This is a genomic window from Methylobacterium sp. 4-46, from assembly GCF_000019365.1.
GTDB lineage: Bacteria > Pseudomonadota > Alphaproteobacteria > Rhizobiales > Beijerinckiaceae > Methylobacterium.
The window spans coordinates 4,791,772-4,809,630 of sequence record NC_010511.1 but is presented as its reverse complement, the minus strand read 5'-3'; the positions used below and the strand labels follow the sequence as shown (position 1 = coordinate 4,809,630).

General features: G+C 72.0%; 16 protein-coding genes. 5 read left to right on the top strand and 11 right to left on the bottom strand.

What is annotated here, in order from left to right; translation table 11 throughout:
- Positions 1–77 precede the first annotated feature (77 nt).
- The 4 genes from M446_RS20875 to ndk form a co-directional block, all read right to left on the bottom strand.
- Positions 78–1,061, bottom strand: a complete 984-nt coding sequence (locus M446_RS20875) for an ArsR/SmtB family transcription factor (protein WP_012334096.1) — start codon at positions 1,059–1,061, stop codon at positions 78–80.
- A 343-nt stretch (positions 1,062–1,404) separates the two neighbouring features.
- Positions 1,405–1,761, bottom strand: a complete 357-nt coding sequence (locus M446_RS20870) for a hypothetical protein (RefSeq protein ID WP_012334095.1) — start codon at positions 1,759–1,761, stop codon at positions 1,405–1,407.
- Positions 1,762–1,914: 153 nt separating this feature from the next.
- Complete coding sequence (locus M446_RS20865) at positions 1,915–4,014, bottom strand: molybdopterin oxidoreductase family protein (RefSeq protein WP_012334094.1); 2,100 nt, start codon at positions 4,012–4,014, stop codon at positions 1,915–1,917.
- A gap of 121 nt (positions 4,015–4,135) precedes the next feature.
- Positions 4,136–4,558: a nucleoside-diphosphate kinase gene (gene ndk, locus M446_RS20860; protein WP_012334093.1), complete on the bottom strand. Its 423-nt coding sequence runs from the start codon at positions 4,556–4,558 to the stop codon at positions 4,136–4,138.
- A gap of 273 nt (positions 4,559–4,831) precedes the next feature.
- Between ndk and M446_RS20855 the strand changes: the two genes are divergently transcribed.
- Complete coding sequence (locus M446_RS20855) at positions 4,832–5,329, top strand: DUF2147 domain-containing protein (protein WP_012334092.1); 498 nt, start codon at positions 4,832–4,834, stop codon at positions 5,327–5,329.
- Between the two features lie 43 nt (positions 5,330–5,372).
- On the opposite strand, the gene M446_RS20850 is transcribed toward M446_RS20855, so the two are convergent.
- Positions 5,373–6,041 carry a glutathione S-transferase N-terminal domain-containing protein gene (locus M446_RS20850; protein WP_012334091.1) on the bottom strand — a complete coding sequence of 223 codons (669 nt, stop codon included), beginning with the start codon at positions 6,039–6,041 and terminating at the stop codon, positions 5,373–5,375.
- A 247-nt stretch (positions 6,042–6,288) separates the two neighbouring features.
- Between M446_RS20850 and M446_RS20845 the strand changes: the two genes are divergently transcribed.
- A complete protein-coding gene (locus M446_RS20845) occupies positions 6,289–6,525 on the top strand; it encodes a hypothetical protein (RefSeq protein WP_012334090.1) in 237 nt (78 codons plus the stop codon).
- A gap of 113 nt (positions 6,526–6,638) precedes the next feature.
- Here the strand turns inward: M446_RS20845 and M446_RS20840 are convergent, their stop codons facing one another.
- On the bottom strand, positions 6,639–7,127 hold the full coding sequence (locus M446_RS20840) for a GNAT family N-acetyltransferase (protein ID WP_012334089.1): 489 nt from the start codon (positions 7,125–7,127) through the stop codon (positions 6,639–6,641).
- Between the two features lie 99 nt (positions 7,128–7,226).
- Between M446_RS20840 and M446_RS20835 the strand changes: the two genes are divergently transcribed.
- On the top strand, positions 7,227–7,649 hold the full coding sequence (locus M446_RS20835) for a DUF4345 family protein (RefSeq protein WP_012334088.1): 423 nt from the start codon (positions 7,227–7,229) through the stop codon (positions 7,647–7,649).
- A 7-nt stretch (positions 7,650–7,656) separates the two neighbouring features.
- On the opposite strand, the gene M446_RS20830 is transcribed toward M446_RS20835, so the two are convergent.
- From M446_RS20830 to parE, 4 genes are all read right to left on the bottom strand, one after another.
- Positions 7,657–8,892, bottom strand: a complete 1,236-nt coding sequence (locus M446_RS20830; RefSeq protein ID WP_150108712.1) for a PAS domain-containing methyl-accepting chemotaxis protein — start codon at positions 8,890–8,892, stop codon at positions 7,657–7,659.
- Positions 8,893–9,223: 331 nt separating this feature from the next.
- Positions 9,224–9,628, bottom strand: a complete 405-nt coding sequence (locus M446_RS20825) for a DUF2147 domain-containing protein (protein WP_012334086.1) — start codon at positions 9,626–9,628, stop codon at positions 9,224–9,226.
- Between the two features lie 73 nt (positions 9,629–9,701).
- On the bottom strand, positions 9,702–10,859 hold the full coding sequence (locus M446_RS20820; RefSeq protein WP_012334085.1) for a zinc-binding dehydrogenase: 1,158 nt from the start codon (positions 10,857–10,859) through the stop codon (positions 9,702–9,704).
- A 413-nt stretch (positions 10,860–11,272) separates the two neighbouring features.
- Positions 11,273–13,321, bottom strand: a complete 2,049-nt coding sequence (gene parE / locus M446_RS20815) for a DNA topoisomerase IV subunit B (RefSeq protein WP_012334084.1) — start codon at positions 13,319–13,321, stop codon at positions 11,273–11,275.
- A gap of 255 nt (positions 13,322–13,576) precedes the next feature.
- Between parE and M446_RS20810 the strand changes: the two genes are divergently transcribed.
- On the top strand, positions 13,577–13,765 hold the full coding sequence (locus M446_RS20810) for a hypothetical protein (protein ID WP_012334083.1): 189 nt from the start codon (positions 13,577–13,579) through the stop codon (positions 13,763–13,765).
- A gap of 7 nt (positions 13,766–13,772) precedes the next feature.
- Here M446_RS20810 and topA read toward each other — a convergent pair whose 3' ends face one another.
- Complete coding sequence (topA, locus tag M446_RS20805) at positions 13,773–16,514, bottom strand: type I DNA topoisomerase (protein WP_012334082.1); 2,742 nt, start codon at positions 16,512–16,514, stop codon at positions 13,773–13,775.
- Between the two features lie 183 nt (positions 16,515–16,697).
- Between topA and M446_RS20800 the strand changes: the two genes are divergently transcribed.
- Complete coding sequence (locus M446_RS20800; RefSeq protein WP_012334081.1) at positions 16,698–17,648, top strand: aspartate carbamoyltransferase catalytic subunit; 951 nt, start codon at positions 16,698–16,700, stop codon at positions 17,646–17,648.
- Positions 17,649–17,859: the final 211 nt, after the last annotated feature.

Sequence of the window (17,859 nt, the reverse complement as noted above, 5' to 3'; positions counted from 1 at the left end):
TCGGTTCTCTCAGGCGAATGGGTGGACGCACACCGTGCCGCGCACGGGCCGCGTGGGGGTGAGGGTCGGGGGAACCATCAGGCGACCTCGCGGGTGGGGATCGCCGCCGCGGGGTTGTGGGCGAGCCAGAGCGTGACGGTGAGGCGGTGGCCCGCCTCGCTGCTCGGCGGCAATTCGCGCAGGGTGACGTCGTCGAGCGACGCCTCGGTGAGCCAGTGCGCGACCTGCTCGGCCGCGAAGCCGAGGCGGCGATGGGCCTGCGTCTCGCGCAGGAATTCGAGGTCGTGGGGGGCGAAATCCACCACCAGGAGCCGGCCGCCCGGGGCGACGAGGCGGGCCGCCTCGCGCAGGGCGCGGGCCGGGTCGTCCAGGTAGTGCAGCACCTGGTGGATCAGCACGAGGTCGAAGCTGCCGCGGCTGAAGGGCGGCGCGTGGATGTCGCCCTGGCGCAGGTCGACCCGCGCCAGGCCCTGCCGCTCCAGGTTCGCGCGGGCGACCGACAGCATCGCGTGGTTGGCGTCGAGCCCGGTCGCGCGGGTCGCCCGCGGCGCGAGCAGCGCGAGCATCCGCCCCGTCCCGGTGCCGAGGTCGAGGAGGCTGCCGATCGGCCGCGGGCCGAGCACGTCGAGCACCGCGGCCTCGACCGTCGCCTCGGGCACGTGGAGGGAGCGCACCTTGTCCCATTGCGGCGCGAGCCGGGCGAAGAAGCTCTGGGCCGCCTCGGCGCGCTGCGCCCGCACGGCGTCGAGGCGGGCGCGGTCCTCGGAGAGCGGCGGCCGGGTCCTGTCCGCGGCGGCGAGCAGCGGCTCGACCATGGCCGAAACACCCTCGACCAGCCGGAAGAAGGCCCAGGCACCCTCCCGGTGCCGCTCGACCAGCCCGGCCTCCACCATCAGCTTGAGGTGGCGCGAGATGCGCGGCTGCGACTGGCCGAGGATGTCGGTGAGGTCCGAGACCGTCAGCTCCCCCTCGCGCAGGAGCGCGATGATGCGCAGCCGCGTCTCTTCCGCGGCGGCGCGCAGCACGCCGAGAGCGTCGGAGAAGGCGAGCGGCTGGATCATCGGCGGCGTTCTCTCGGCTCCGAGCGAAACATAAAGATATCTTTATGTGCGTTCACAGCGCGGCGCAAGCCGGAATCGCCCCCGTCGCAACGAAAACCCCTCCCCCGCGGGGCGGGAGAGGGGCTCAGGATCGACGGTCCGGTCGAGGCGGGGTGTCATCCGCCATCCGGTTGATGGCTTCGCATCTCCCATTTCGGCCATGCGGATGCCGGCTTCGCTCAGGCGCCGCGCGGGCGTGTCATACCAAATCCGCTTGATCCCTTCGGGATGGCGGATTTGGGCTTCGCTCAGGCGCCGCGCAGGCTTGGGATCCGGGATCCGCTGCGATCAAGCGGATCCCGGATCAGATCGGGCGGGGCAGCTTGCAGCTGTCGAGGGCGCTCAGCGCCTTGGCCCGGGCGGATTCGTTGAAGTAGCCCGTACTCCGGTAGGCTTCGAGCTCGGCCGGGTCGAGGGCGCGCAGCGTGGCCCTGGCGTAGCAGCCGCAGGGCCGCTCCAGCGCGGTCTCGGCCGCGTTCTGCAGGCGGGCCTGCACGACCGCGCAGGCGTTGCGCACGCGGCTCTCCAGCTCGGTCTTGGGCGCCGTGCGCAGAGCCGGATCGGGCTGGTAGGCTTCGAGGGGAGCGGCGGTGCCGCCCGCGAGGGCGGCGGAGGCGCCGAGGGCCAGGAGGCCGGCGGCGAGGGCGATGCGGAGGCGCATGGTGGTGATCCGGTCAACGAAAGCTTGACCGTTGGACTCCGAATCATCCCTGCCGTGCAAGGACCCGGGCGCCACACCGGCCGGAAAAGGGGCGCCCGCCCCGCACCGACCGCTCCCGGCGGACCCCGCCGCGCGGACGGGCCGCGGGCGCCCTCACCCCGCCACGGGGGCGATCGCCACGTGGTTGTCGTGGAAGGCCGCGCCGCCGAAGGGCGCCGGCGCGTCGGCGCCCGTGAGCGTGTTGATGCCGCGCCCGTCCGGATAGGCGTCGTTCGGCCAGATCGATTCCGCGATCAGCACGCCGCGCCGCAGCCCCGGACACAGCGTCGCCCGCAGGGTCACCGCGCCGAGCTCGTTCGAGAGCCGCACCCAGGTCCCCTCCCCGATCCCGTGCGCGGCCGCGTCCTCGGGATGGATCATCACGGTCGGATGGCGCTCCTTGGCGCGCGAGGTCGGCGTCTCCGTGAAGGTCGAGTTCAGGAAGTTGCGCGCCGGGCTCGTGGCCAGCCGGAACGGATGGGCCGGCGTCGCCGTCCTGAGCGGCGCCTCCCAGTGGTCGGGCAGGGCCGGCAGGTCCGCCGCCGGGCCCCGCGGCCCGTCATGGCCGATCGGCACGGCGCCCCAGTCCGGCCGGAAGCGGAAGCGGCCGTCCGGATGGCCGAACCCGTCGAGGTAATGGGCGCGGGCGAAGGGGGGCTGCGCGTCGAGGATGCCGCCCGCCGCCTCGAGTTCGGCGAGGCTGCCCCGGCCGGAGGCGCGCAGCGTCGCGTCGATGAGGTCGCGCGGGCTCAGGGCGAAGCCCGGATGCGCGGCGCCGACCCGCGCGGCCAGCGCCGCCACCACCTCGTGGTTCGAGCGGCAGCCCTCGGGCGGCGCGATCAGCCGGGGGCCGAGCTGGATGTGCTGGTGGCCGCCGCTGGTGTAGAGGTCGTCGTGCTCCAGGAACATGGTCGCGGGCAGCACGATGTCGGCCATCCGGGCCGTCTCGGTCAGGAACTGCTCGTGCACGCAGACGAAGAGGTCGTCGCGGGCGAAGCCCCGCTTCACCGCCTCCTGCTCGGGCGCGACCGAGACCGGGTTGGTGTTCTGCACGAGGAGTGCGGTCACCGGAGGACCGCCGCGCAGGGCCTCGGCGTCGCCGCACAGGACCCGGCCGATCTGGGACTGGTCGAGCACGCGGACCCGCGGGTCGCGGGCGTCGAGCCCCTCGATCAGGGTCTTGTCGAGGCCGTAGATGCCGCTGTTCGAGTGGAAGGCGCCGCCGCCCGGATGCTGCCACGCCCCCGTCACCGCCGGGATGCTGAGGGCCGCGTGCATGGAGACGGCGCCGTTGCGGCTGCGCGAGAAGCCGTAGCCGAGCCGGAAGAAGCTGCGCTTCGTCGCGCCGACGAGCCGCGCGAAGGCCTCGATCTCGGCCACCGTGAGGCCGGTGATCGCCGCCGCCCAGTCCGGGCCGCGCGGGCGCAGATGCGCCTCCAGCGCGGCGGGGCAGTCGGTGTACCGGGCGAGGTAGTCGCGGTCGGCGTGGCCGTCGCGGAACAGCACGTGCATGACCGCGCAGGCCAGCGCCGCGTCCGTGCCCGGCCGTACGAGCAGCGCCATGTCGGCCTGCCGCATGGTCGGGTTGTCGTAGATGTCGACCACCACGAGCGTCGCGCCGCGGTTCCGGCGCGCCGCCTGGACGTGGGTCATCACGTTGACCTGGGTGTGCACCGGGTTGGTGCCCCAGATCACGATGCAGTCGCTCTCGGCCATCTCGCGCGGGTCCGAGCCGGCGAGCCGCCCCGTGCCCGCCACGAAGCCGGACCAGGCGAGCGTCGTGCAGATGGTCGAGTGCTGGCCCGAGTAGCCCTTGGCGTGGCGCAGGCGGTTGATGCCGTCGCGCATCACCAGCCCCATCGTCCCCGCGTAGTAGTAGGGCCACACGGCCTCCGGCCCGTGCGCGGCCTCGGCCCCGAGGAAAGCCTCGGCGGTGCGGTCGAGGGCCTCGTCCCAGGAGATCGGGGCGAACGACCCCGACCCTTTGGGCCCGGTCCGGATCATCGGCCGGGTCAGCCGGTCCGGGTGATGGACGCGCTCGGCGTAGCGGGCGACCTTCGCGCAGACGACGCCCGCCGTGTAGGAGTGGCGCGCGGCGCCGCGCACGCGCCCGATCGCGGCCCCGTCGATCACCTCGACGTCGAGGGCGCAGACCGAGGGACAATCATGCGGGCAGGTGGAGGCCCGCCGCTCGATCCGCGCCTGCGCCGTCACCGCTCCGCCTCCGTGCCGCGGGCGCCCGCCCGGGAGGGATCCCCGGCCGCGCGCACCCGATGTGGGACCGCCGGCCGGTCGGGCGCCCGGGGACGCGTCCGACCGGCCCGCGCGGCGGATCTCAGCCGACGATGTCGGCTTCGGTGAAGAACTGCGCGATCTCGATCGCGGCGTTCTCGGCGCTGTCCGAGCCGTGCACCGAGTTCTCGCCGACCGAGACGGCGAAGCGCTTGCGGATCGTGCCCTCGGCCGCCTGGGCCGGGTTGGTGGCGCCCATCACCTCGCGGTACTTGGCGACGGCGTTGTCGCCCTCCAGCACCTGCACGACGACGGGTCCCGAGGTCATGAAGGAGACGAGCTCGCCGTAGAACGGGCGCTCGGCATGGACCTCGTAGAAGGTCTTGGCCTGGGCCTCCGACATGCGGATGCGGCGCTGGGCGACGATGCGCAGGCCCGCCTCCTCGATCACCGCGTTGATCGCGCCGGTGAGATTCCGGGCGGTGGCGTCCGGCTTCAGGATGGAGAAGGTGCGCTCGATGGCCATCGGAGGATCCGTCGGAGGGAAGGCTGGGCGGAGCGGCCGGATGCCGCCCGCGGCGCCGGGCTTATAGCGGCGCGCCGACTCGCCCTCAAGCCGAGCCGGGCCGGCGCTGCTGCGACTCGGCCGCAACGTGGTCGAAAAAACGCCAGAAACCCCGCGTTTTTAGAGGCCATCGCGGCCTTTGGGCCACGCCCGGCGGGCCGCCGCCGGGCCCCGACGTGATGATCCGCCGAGCGGGCCCGCGCGGCCCGGAGACGGAGCAAGGGAGATTCGTCCATGCGTTCAGTCCGGACCCCCGCCCTCACCGCGTTCCTGCTCCTCGCCGGCACCGCCGCGCAGGCGGGGACCGATCCCTCCGGCACGTGGCTGACGGAGGATGGCCGGGCGAAGATCAAGATCGAGCGCTGCGGCCCGGCCGGCAGCCAAGCCTGCGGCACGGTCGTCTGGCTGAAGGTCCCGCTCAACGACCAGGGCCAGCCGCGCACCGACATCAAGAACCCCGATCCCAAGAAGCGGCAGCGGCCGGTGATCGGCCTGCAGCTGATGGAGGGGCTCAAGCCCGACGAGGCCGGCTACAAGGGGCAGATCTACAACGCCGAGGAGGGCAAGTTCTACGAGGTGACGATCGCCCGCGAGAGCGCCTCGGAACTCTCGATCTCGGGCTGCCTGCTCAAGGTGCTGTGCGGCTCGCAGACCTGGACCAAGGCCCCGGACGAGGTGGCGCAGGCCGCCCCCGCCAAGCCGGCCGCGAAGCCCAAGACCGTCACGCCCTGACCCAACCGTCACGCCCTGACCCGGGCCGCGGGGCCGCCGCGCCTCAGGCGGGCGCGGCGGCATTCTCCGGCTCGGCCCGGAGCTTGAAGCCGCGCAGGACCGCCGGGCGCGCCTTCACGGCGTCGAGCCAGCGGCCGACATGCGGGTAATCCGCGATGTCGAGGCCCTGGCGTTCCCAGAGCTTCGCCCAGGTGACGACCGCGATGTCGGCGATCGTGTAGGCATCGCCCGCCACGAAGGCGTGCGCCGCGAGCTGCGCGTCGAGGACCCGGTAGAGCCGGGCCGCCTCGGCGGTGTAGCGCTCGATGGCGTAGGGGATCTTCTCCGGCGCGTAGATGCGGAAATGGTGAGTCTGGCCGAGGACCGGGCCGAAATTCGCCGCCTGCCAGAACAGCCAGATATCGACCGCGATACGCTCCCGCTCGGCTTCCGGGTAGAACTGGCCGGTCTTGCGGGCGAGGTATTGCAGGATGGCGTTCGACTCGTAGATCGTGATCGGCGCGGACCCGGGCCCGTCGTGATCGACGATCACCGGGATCTTGCCGTTCGGCGAAACGCTGAGAAACTCGGGCGCGCGCTGCGCCCCCTTGCCGATGTTCACCGGGATCATGCGGTACGGCAGCCCGCACTCCTCCAGCATGATCGAGGCTTTCCAGCCGTTCGGCGTCGTCCAGTAGTACAGGTCGATCGGCGGAGTCGTGACGGCCGACATGCAGACGGTCCCCTCGCGCGGGCGTGGATCGGGTCTCTCGCCGGGCGAGCTTAACCAGAGAGCGCCCGCGCCTGTGAAGCGAAAACGTCGCTCGGGCGCGCGAGGCTGCGGCGAAAATGCGACGCAAAGGACTTTTTCGGCGCGGTCGCGGACCGGACGGGGCGCGGCACCTTGCCGGAGGGAACGCCTGTGGCAGTGATGGGCCGGCAACCTGCCCCAGCGTCAGCGGGGCGACCGGAGGTCTTCCATGCGCTCCCGCCTCGTCCTCGCAGCCCTCGTCGCCGCAGTGCTGGCGCCGCCCCTCCCGGCACGCGCCCAGGAGAGGGCCGAGCCGACCGTGAAGGGCATGGCAGCCCGCGAGCGGCAGAAGAAGTGCGGCGCCGAGTGGCGGGCTTTGTCCACCGCCGACAAGGCCGCGCAGGGCCCGACCTGGCCGAAATACTTCAGCAAATGCGTGAAGCGCCTCAAGGAGCAGAAGGCCTGAAGGCCGGCTCAGACCCAATCCGCCAGATCCCCTCGGGATGGCGGATGCGGGCTTCGTTCACGCGCCGCGCGGGCTGGTGATCCGGGATCCGCTGTGATCAACCGGATCCCGGATCAGAGCGGCTTGCGGAAGCCCTCGTGGCTGCGGGCGTAGCCGAGGCGCTCGTAGAAGCGGTGCGCGTCGACCCGGCGCTTGTTGGAGGTGAGCTGCAGCGAGGTCGCCCCGCCGGCGCGGGCGAGCCGCTCGGCCTCCTCCACCATCCGGGCGCCGACGCCCCGCGAGCGCCGGTCGGCGCGGACCTGGACGCTCTCGAGCACGGCCTGGCGGGCGCCGCGGCTCGTGATCCCCTGCCGGAAGGAGAGCTGGAAGCTCCCGACCACCTCCCCGCCCTCCAGCACCACGTAGAGGTCGCAATCGGGACTCGCCGCGATCGCCGCGAGGGCGGCCGCGTAGGCGGGCCGGTTCTCCGGCGTCCAGGCATCCCCGTGCCCGCCGACCGCGTCGGCCTCGTGCAGGCGGACGATCGCTTCGAGATCGTCCGGGACGGCGACGCGGATGGCCAGGGCGGGCATCTCGGGTGCGGACATCTCGGGTGTGCGCATCAGCTGACTCTCCTGCGGGAGCTCACCGGGAGGGGATCGCCCGGGACCGTGCGACCCTGATACACGGGCGTGTGTCGCACGCGCGGGAGGGGCAAGGCCATGGACAAGGAACGGCGCCTGCTCCAGCGGGTGGTGGCGCTGGCCGCCCTGGTCCCGGTGGCGGGGGGCCTCTACGGCGTGGTGTTCGGCGCCGGCGGCATCGGCGGCGAGCGCGTCGCCGTGTCGGTCGACAGCCATTTCCGCTACCTCTCGGGCCTCCTCCTCGGCATCGGGCTGCTGTTCTGGTCGACCGTTCCGGAGATCGAGCAGAGGACGCGGCTGTTCCGGTTCCTGACCCTGGTGGTGGTGCTCGGGGGGCTGGGGCGCCTCCTCGGCCTGTGGCTGACCGGGGTGCCCTCGCTCGTGATGCTGGCGGCCCTCGGGATGGAGCTCCTCGTCACCCCGCTCCTCTGCCTGTGGCAGGCGCGGGTCGCCCGGATGGCCGCCCGGTCCGGCCGCGCCGCCGGACCGGGAGAGCTCTGACGCAGGGTCAGGCCGCACGGACCGCCGTCAGGAAGCCGCGGAGCCGGTCGCCGAGTTCGCCCGAGTACCGCGCCAGCCCGCGGGCCGAGCCGAGGACCGCGTCCGCCGTGCGGCCGGCCTCCTCGGCGACCTCCCGCACCGCGACGATGTTCTCCGAGACCAGCCGGGAGCCCGAGGCGGTCCGGGCGAGGGTCTGCGCGACGTCGGAGGTGACGGCACCCTGCTGACGCATGGCCCGCACCATGTCGAGATTGGTGTCGCGCAGTTCGGTGATGGACCGCCCGATCTCGCCGATCGCCCGGACGGTCGTGCCCGTCGCCTCGCGAATTTCCGCGATCTGGGCGGCGATCTGGTCGGTGGCCTTGGCGGTCTCGCCGGCGAGTTCCTTGACCTCGGCCGCGACGACCGCGAAGCCGCGCCCCGCGCTCCCGGCGCGGGCCGCCTCGATCGCGGCGTTGAGCGCCAGCAGGTTGGTCTGGTGGGCGAGCGCCGCGATCATGCCGACCACGGCCCCGATCCGGTCGGCGGCGCGGGACAGGTCCTGGACCATGCCGTCCGTCCGGGCCGCCTTCTCGGCCACAGAGGTCGAGAGATCCGAGGCGTGCGCCGCCCGCTCGGAGAGTTGGCGGATCGTCGCGGCGATCTCCTCGGTCGCCTCGGCGACCCTCTCGACGCCGGCCGAGGTCTCGCCGGAGGCGGTCGCGACGTGGCCCGACCCGGTGCGGACGCGGTCGGCGATGGAGGTCATCGCGTGCGCGGTCTCCTCCATCCCCGAGGCGGAGCGCGCGAAGGCCTCCAGCATGGCGACGGCGTCGCGGTCGAACTCCCCGAGCAGCGCCTCGACCCGGCGGCCCCGCTCGCCCTCCGCCACGACGCCTGCGTGGATGTCCACGAGCGACCCGCAGGCGCGCAGCGGCGTCCCGTCCAGCCCGTGCGCGACGCCGCCCGTGGCGCGGAACCAGCGATAGGAGCCGTCGCGCATCCTCAGGCGATAGGTCACGTCGTAGTTGCCCTTGTCCCGGACATTCGCCAGGGCGGCCTTGAACACCGCGAAGGTGCGCGCGGCATCCTCCAGATGCAGGCGCTCGGACCAGGACGTCACCATGTCCGGGAATTCCTCCCGCGACGCGTAGCCGAGCAGGCGCCGGAACTGCTCGGACCAGGTCCAGCGCGATTTCGGGTGCATCGGATCGCCCTCGTGCAGTACCGCATCCCACAGCCCGACCCCGGCGTAGCGCCCCAAGATCGCGATAAGCTCATCGTTTGCGGAACGACGCTTGAACATGGTCGTGCTCGAATCGACAGCCGGAAGGACGATGCCTTCGTCTAATCTGCAAATCTTAACGAATGCTTGACCCAGGGGCACAATGACATATTCACATCATCGCGAACGATCTTCGGGATCCTGTTGTGGCACGTCGCCTCAAATTCGGTCCCGAACATGCAGCGATGGTGCGGCCAATTGCGGATGGTTTCTTTCGCAAGTCATGCCGAATGATGCTGCCGGCTGCGGCCCGTCCGCCGCTGCGGAGCGGCGGCCGCGCGGGACGGGAAGGCCCCGCGCGGGTTCCGCGTCAATTGACCCGCGACCAGATCTGGCGCTTGCAGATCAGCCCGCCGAGCACGCAGCCGGCGAGTTCGAGCGCGTTCGGGCCCTTCACGGCGAGCTTGCCGGTATAGGTCTTCCCGTCGCGGAAATTGTAGAGCGAGCCCTCCCAGCCCTCGCCGGTCGGGCGCATGTCGGTCGACAGGGCGACGCCGACCATGCTGCGCGCGCGCAGGGCCGGATCGGGGTTGTGCACGTCCTTCGCCTCGCCGGTCAGCACCTTGGCGACGGTGCTGCAATAGCCCTGGCCGCAGCGCGTGATCCGGATATGGGCGTCGCCGCCCGCCGTCAGCCAGGTCCCGGACGGGTCGAGTCTCGGCTGCGCCAGCGCCGGCATCGTCAGGGCCAGAAGGGCGATCAGTCCACGATACAAGGGGTGCTCCTCATGAGTACGGTCGGAGCCGCCGGTCGGCGGCGCCCGTTCGGCCCGTGCGCCGTCCGGCCCGTCAGGCCACGAGATCGGGGAAGGGCACGATCGTGGACTTGACGGTCCGCATCGCCATGGCGTCGGCGACGGCGGCGCTCACGCCCTCCCGGGTGAAGGGGTAGAGCGTCTGCATCTCCAGCCACGGGTACTTCGCCCGCGCCCGATAGAGCATGTCCACGCCGAGGGGCAAGTCGTTGCCCGTGAAGGCCCAGGAGCCCAGCACGGTCAGGTCCTTGGCGCAGATCCGGTGCCACGAGGTCTCGATCGCGCCCGCATCCGTGAACTGGCCCATCTCCACGTAGGTGCCGCCGTCGCGCAGGAACTCGATGCCCTCCGGCCCGGCCGAGGGATGGCCCGAGCAATCCATCACGAGGTCCGCCCCGAACCCGCCGACGATCTCGCGCACGCGCGCGATGCGCTCCTGCGGCGTGCGGATCTCCGTGATGTCCACCGTCGCCTCGGCCCCGAAGCGGCGGGCGAGGGCGAGGCGCGGCTCCTCGGGCGCGCCCACGCAGATCACCCGGCCCGCCCCCATCTCCTGGGCGGCGGCCACCGCCAGGATGCCGATCGGACCCGATCCCTGAATCACGACCGTGTCGCCCCACTTGAAGCCGCCCGCCCGGACGGCCCGGTTGAAGGCCCGGATGCAGGAGGTCAGCGGCTCGGCGAGCGCCCCGAGCCGCAGGTTCATGTCGTCCGGCAGCTTGTAGACCTTGGTCCCGGGCAGCATGTCGAGGTCGACGTAGACGTACTCGGCGAAGCCGCCCCACAGGTGCGGCGCCTTGTCGAAGCCCAGGTAGCGCCCGTAATAGACCGGCGTCAGGCACTTGTTGGCCTGCTCCGGATAGTGGACGCAGTAGTAGCAGTGGCCGCAGGGCATCAGCGGCGGGATCATCACCTTGGAGCCGACCTGCAGCGGCTTCTCCATGAAATCGGCGGTGAAGTCCTCGCCCTTCTCGACGATGACGCCGCCGATCTCGTGGCCGAGGGTGAAGGGCCAGGGCAGGGGCTTGGGCCAGTGGCCCTTCAGGATGTGCTGGTCGGTGCCGCAGACGCCGCAGGCGCCGATCTTGATGAGGGCGGCCTTCCGGGGCACGGCGGGCCAGGGCACGGTGCGGATCTCCGGCGCGGCGCCAGGCCCCGCGAAGGTCGCGACCCGGATCTCGGAACCTGTCATCGGCGTCTCCTCCTCGTCTGGCGGCGGGCGGGTCGAGCCGTCCGCGCCCGGGAGTGTAGCAGCCGATGGCGCGGCGAATCTCCCTTGACCTGCCGTCGCCGCGGGATCACGCTGCCCCTGCTCCGACGCCCGACGCGGTGGCCGGAGGCACGATCGGAGGGAGGCATGCCGCCGCCGATGAGACGTGCCGCGAGGATCGCCCCGGAACTCGTCCGGTCCGGCGCGTAGCGGCGACACGCGGATGACGGGTGGAAGCGGCGCCCGGGGCGCGAGCCCACGGCAAGGCGCGCGGCTCACCGACACCGAGGCCCCATCTCCGCCGCTTCCGTCCTGCCGGCCCGGCCCACGACAGGGCCGTTCGCCCGGGCCCGCGGCCGCGCCGGGACGCCCCGCAGCCGTCGCGGGGCCCCCGATCAGATGTCGAGTTCCGCCTCGTCCGCGAAGACCGCCCGCTCGGAGATGAAGGCGAAGCGGGCCTCGGGCTTGTTGCCCATCAGGCGCTCGACCGCGTCGCCCGTCGCCTCCCGCGCCTCGTCCAGCACCTCGACCCGCAGCAGCGTGCGCTTCGACGGGTCCATGGTGGTCTCCTTGAGCTGCCCCGGCATCATCTCGCCCAGGCCCTTGAAGCGCCCGATCTCGACCTTGCCGTTCTTGAACACGGTCTTGATCAACTGCTCCTTGTGGCGGTCGTCGCGCGCGTAGGCGGTCTTCGCGCCCTGGCTCAGCCGGTAGAGCGGCGGCACCGCGAGGTAGAGGTGCCCCTTCTCGATCAGCTTCGGCATCTGCCGGTAGAAGAAGGTGATCAGCAGCGAGGCGATGTGGGCGCCGTCGACGTCGGCGTCCGTCATGATGATGACCTTCTCGTAGCGAAGGTCGTCGTCGCGGTAATGCGAGCCGGTGCCGCAGCCGAGCGCCTGGGTCAGGTCGGAGAGGAGCTGGTTCGCCCCGAGCTTGTCGCGGCTCGCCGAGGCGACGTTGAGGATCTTGCCGCGCAGGGGCAGCACCGCCTGGCTGGCGCGGTCGCGGGCCTGCTTGGCCGAGCCGCCGGCCGAGTCACCCTCGACGATGAAGATCTCCGAGCCGGCCGCCCCGGCCTTCGAGCAATCGGCGAGCTTGCCCGGCAGGCGCAGCTTGCGGGTCGCGGTCTTGCGGGCGACCTCCTTCTCCTGGCGGCGGCGCAGCCGCTCCTCGGCGCGGTCGATCACCCAGTCGAGGAGCTTGTTGGCCTGCGTCGGCGACGCCGCGAGCCAGTGGTCGAACGCGTCGCGCACCGCCGCCTCGACGATGCGCGAGGCTTCGAGCGTCGCGAGCTTGTCCTTGGTCTGGCCCTGGAACTCGGGCTCGCGGATGAACACCGACAGCATCGACGCGCAGGTCGCCATCACGTCGTCGGTCGTCACCGCCTGCACGCGCTTGACCTGCCCGACCCGCTCGGCGTGGTCGCGCAGGGCCCGCAGCAGCGCGATGCGCAGCCCGCTCTCGTGCGTGCCGCCCTCCGGCGTCGGCACCGTGTTGCAGTAGGAGGAGGAGAACCCGTCGTCGTGGGTGAGCCACGCCACCGCCCATTCGAGGGAGCCGTGGCTGCCCGGCCTCGTGACCTTGCCGGTGAACAGCGCGTCGGTGACGAGTTCCTTGCCGTCGATCTCCTGGGCGAGGTAGTCGCGCAGGCCCGCCGGGAAACGGTGCACCGCCTCGGCCGGAACGCCCTCAATGCCCTCCACCAGGGCGGGCGCGCAGCGCCAGCGGATCTCGACCCCGCCGAACAGGTAGGCCTTCGAGCGCGCCATCTTGAACAGGCGGCGCGGGTCGAAGGCGAGCGCCCCGAAGATCTGCGGGTCGGGATGGAAGCGCACCTTCGTGCCGCGCCGGTTCTGCACCCGGCCGACCTGCTCCAGCCCGCCCTGCGGGACCCCGCGCGAGAAGTGCTGGCGGTAGAGGGTCTGGTTGCGGGCGACCTCGACCTCCAGCCGGTCGGAGAGCGCGTTCACCACCGAGACGCCGACGCCGTGCAGGCCGCCCGAGGTCTCGTAGACCTTGGAATCGAACTTGCCGCCCGCGTGCAGGGTGGTCATGATCACTTCGAGGGCCGACCTGCCCGGGAATTTCGGGTGCGGATCGACCGGGATCCCGCGACCGTTGTCGGTGACGCTGAGGATGCCGCCCTCCTCCAGCTCCACCTCGATGAAGGTGGCGTGCCCGGCCACCGCCTCGTCCATCGAGTTGTCGATCACCTCGGCGAAGAGGTGGTGGAGCGCCTTCTCGTCGGTGCCGCCGATATACATGCCCGGCCGGCGCCGCACCGGCTCCAGCCCCTCCAGCACCTCGATCGCCGAGGCGTCGTAGCCGGCCTCCGCGGCGGGGGATGGCACCGCCACGGGGCGCGGGCGCTTCGCGCCGGATTCGGGGTCGCCGGGCGCCGGCTTGGCGCCCGGAGCGAACAGATCGCGCGCAGGATCGCTCACGCGGCGGCCTCGCGACGGGGGGACGGCTCTGGCAGCATTCGCACTCATCCTCTCCCTATACCGGAACAAACCGGAAACAGAAAGGGTCCAAAGGCGGATCCGGGGTGGGGCGGGAGCGCGCGGCGCCCCCAGCCGGCCCCAGATGGTAAACAGGTTACGTTAAGATTGCTTCACCCGTCCCTCCCGGGCTGGAACAAAGAAGGCGTCAACGCGTTACGGCTACGCTGTCCCCGTTCTGTCGAGGAGTCGCCCCCGATGACGGCCGCCACCCGCCACGCGCACCACATCGCCCTCGCGCGCGCCGAGCGCGCGGCCGGACAGGCCTTCGGCTACCTCGACGAGGCCGCCGTGGCGACCCACGCCTCCGCGCACCGCTTCGCCGCCACGGCGACGGGAGCGGCCTTCGCGGTGGTCTTCGCCGCCACCCTCGCCTGGGCGCTCTGAGCGCGCGCTACTCGGCGGCCGCCGCCTTCTTGCGCGCGGGCGCCTTCTCGGGCGCCGTTGCGCTCTTGGCCGCCGACGCGCTCTTGCCCGCCGACGCGCTCTTGCCCGCGGCGGCCGGCTTCGCGGCCTTCTCCGCCTTGGCCTTGGCGGCCGGCTTCGCCTCCGTCTTGCGCGCCGCGCGGGCCCGGCCGGACGTCTTCTTCTTGGTGCCGCCGCCCGCCTCGCGGCGGGCCACGATCAGGCGCAGCGCCTCCTCGAGGGTGAGAGCCTCCTTGTCGGCCCCCTTCGGCAGGGTCGCGTTGACCTCGCCATCCGTGACGTAGGGGCCGTAGCGGCCGGCCTTGACCGTGACGGCGCGCCCCTCCGGGTCGTTGCCGAGAACCCGGCCCGGATCGGCCGCCGGCCGTCCCCCACCCTGCTCCTTGGCGACGATGAGGTCGATCGCCCGGTTCGCGCCGATCTCCAGCAGGTCGTCGTCCTTGCCGAGATTGGCGTAGGTCTTGCCGTGCTGGACGTAGGGGCCGAAGCGGCCGAGATTGACCAGGATCGGCTCGCCGCTCTCGGGGTGCCGGGCCACTTCCCGCGGCAGGGCGAGGAGCTTGAGGGCGGTCTCCAGGGTCACGTCCGCGGGCGTCAGGCCCCGTGGCAGGGACGAGCGCTTGGGCTTCTCGGCCCCCTTCTCGGCCGAGGCCTCGCCGAGTTGCACGAAGGGACCGAAGCGGCCGTCGCGCAGCGTCACCGGCAGGCCCGTCGCCGGATCCTCGCCGAGCACCCGCACGCCGGGCTGGCCGCCCTCGCCGGCGCTTCCCTCCCCGTCCCCGTCGAGGCCGGCGGCCGAGAGCTGCCGCGTGTACTTGCATTCCGGGTAGTTCGAGCAGCCCACGAAGGCACCGAACTTGCCGAGCTTGAGCGAGAGCGTGCCGCCCGCGCAGTTCGGGCAGGCGCGGGGATTCGCGCCGTCCGCCCGCGGCGGGAAGATGTGCGGGCCGAGCAGTTGGTTGAGCGCCTCCAGCACCTCGGCGGTGCGCAGCTCCTTGGTCCCGGCCAGCGCCGCGGAGAAGTCGCGCCAGAAGTCGCGCAGCACCTCGCGCCAGTCGATCTCGGCGTTCGAGATCCGGTCGAGCTGCTCCTCCAGGTCGGCGGTGAAGTCGTACTCGACGTAGCGCTGGAAGAAGCTCTCCAGGAAGCCGGTGACGAGGCGGCCCTTGTCCTCCGGCACGAGGCGCTTCTTGTCGAGGCGGACGTATTCCCGGTCGCGCAGCACCTGCAGCACGGCCGCGTAGGTGGAGGGACGGCCGATGCCGAGCTCCTCCATCCGCTTGACGAGGCTCGCCTCGGAGTAGCGCGGCGGCGGCTCGGTGAAGTGCTGGGTCGCGGCGACGCGCTCGCGCCGCAGCGGATCGCCCGCCTGCATCGGCGGCAGGCGGCGGGATTCCTCGTCCTCCTCGTCGTCCTTGCCCTCCTGGTAGAGGGTGAGGAAGCCGTCGAACCGCACCACCTGCCCGGTCGCCCGCAGGTCGAGGCGGCGCGGCCCGACCTGGGCGGCGATCTCGACGACGGTGCGTTCGAGCTCCGCCGATTCCATCTGGCTCGCGATGGTGCGGATCCAGATCAGCTCGTAGAGCTTGGCCTGCTCGGGTTCGAGGAAGCGGGCGACCTCCTTGGGCAGCCGGCCGAGATCGGTCGGGCGCACGGCCTCGTGGGCCTCCTGCGCGTTCTTGGCCTTCACGCTGTAGCTGCGCGGGGCCCCCGGCAGGTAGGCGTCGCCGAACTCGGCGCCGATGACGCGGCGCGCGTCGCGGATCGCCTCGGGCGCCATGTCGACGCCGTCGGTCCGCATGTAGGTGATGAGGCCGACCGTCTCGCCGCCGATCTCGACGCCCTCGTAGAGCCGCTGCGCGATGCGCATGGTCTGGGCCGGGGCGAGGCCGAGCTTGCGGGAGGCTTCCTGCTGCAGGGTCGAGGTGGTGAAGGGCGGCTGCGGGTGCCGCTTGGCGGGCTTCGACTCGACGCTCGCGACCGCGAAGGTGGCGAGTTCGAGGTCGCGCCGGAACGCCTCCGCCTCCTCGGCGGTGCCGACGTCGAGGCGCTGGATGCGCTTGCCGTCGGCCCCGACGAGCCGGGCCTCGAACGTGGCGCCCTTGGCGGTCGCCAGCGTCGCCACCAGCGACCAGTATTCCCGCGGCTTGAACGCCTCGATCTCCGCCTCGCGGTCGCAGACGAGCCGCAACGCCACCGACTGCACCCGGCCGGCCGAGCGTGCGCCGGGCAGCTTGCGCCACAGGACCGGCGAGAGGTTGAAGCCGACGAGGTAGTCGAGGGCCCGCCGGGCCAGGTAGGCGTCCACCAGCGCCTGGTCGATCTGGCGCGGGTTGGCCATCGCGGTCTGCACCGCGTCCTTGGTGATGGCGTTGAAGGTGACGCGCTCGACCGCCACGTCCTTCAGCACCCGCTTGGCCTGCAGCGCCTCCAGCACGTGCCAGGAGATCGCCTCGCCCTCGCGGTCCGGGTCGGTGGCGAGGATCAGCGTGTCGGCGCCCTTGACCGCCCGGGCGATCTCGGAGACCCGCTTGGCGCCGCGCTCCTCCAGCTCCCAGAGCATCTTGAAGTCCTGCTCGGGATCGACCGAGCCGTCCTTCGCCGGCAGGTCGCGCACGTGCCCGAACGAGGCCAGGACCTCGTAGTCGTGGCCGAGATACTTGTTGATCGTCTTGGCCTTCGCGGGCGACTCGACGACGACGACTTTCATGAACGGCTTGCCTCTTCCCAAGCAGACCGCTGCGGTCTTTCTCGATGTGGCGGACGCCGGCGCTCGGGGGAGGCGCCTCGGGCCCGAGAAGTGGGTGAAGGTGCGGCCATTGTCAAATGCCCGGAAGGACGGGCCTGCCCTGCTTGCGGCGCTTCCGCCCTGCTCCTATAGGCCAGGGCCAGCATGAGCACGCCGCCGACCCGCCCGGGATTCCCGCACCGTCACCTGCTCGGCATCGAGGGGCTGAGCCCGCTCGACATCGTCGCGCTGCTCGATCGGGCCGATGAGGCGGTCGAGATCAGCCGGCAGGTCGAGAAGAAGCGCGCGACCCTGCGCGGGCGCACCCAGATCAACCTGTTCTTCGAGCCCTCGACGCGCACGCAATCCTCCTTCGAGCTCGCCGGCAAGCGGCTCGGGGCGGACGTGATGAACATGTCGGTCGCCTCCTCCTCGGTGAAGAAGGGCGAGACGCTGATCGACACCGCCGCGACCCTGAACGCGATGCGGCCGGACATCATCGTGGTGCGCCACCATCAGGCCGGCGCGGTGCACCTCCTCGCCCGCAAGGTCGATTGCGCGGTGGTCAATGCCGGCGACGGCGCCCACGAGCACCCGACCCAGGCGCTCCTCGACGCGCTGACCATCCGGCGCAACAAGGGCCGGATCGAGGGGCTGCGGGTGGCGATCTGCGGCGACGTCCTGCACTCGCGGGTCGCGCGCTCGAACATCATCCTGCTGCAGGCCCTGGGCGCCCGGGTGCGGGTGATCGGCCCCTCGACGCTGCTGCCGCCCGGCATCGCCCGGATGGGCGTCGAGGTCTTCACCGACATGCGCCGGGGCCTCGCGGGCGCCGACATCGTGATGATGCTGCGCCTGCAGCGCGAGCGCATGAACGGCTCCTTCGTGCCCTCGGTGAAGGAGTATTTCCGCTATTTCGGCCTCGACGGCGAGAAGCTGAGCCTCGCCGCGCCCGACGCGCTGGTGATGCATCCCGGCCCGATGAACCGGGGGGTCGAGATCGCCTCCGACGTGGCGGACGGGGCGCAGTCGCTGATCCGCGAACAGGTGGAGATGGGCGTGGCGGTGCGGATGGCGGTGCTGGAGGCGCTGGCGACGCATCTGCCGAACGCTTGACAGGGGTTGAGGGGTGAACCTTCGGTATCGGCGGCCCCGCCCCTCCCGCGCCGGAGGGGAAGGGCGGCGAACCCGGTGAGCCGGGAGAGGGGGTGCCCTTGCGCGGATGGATGGAGGTCGCCGTGCGGCGTGCCGAGCGGGAATCCCGGCCGAGACACCGAGGCCCCACCGCGCTCCCCGTCCCCACCGATCTGGCTCTCGGGAGCATCCG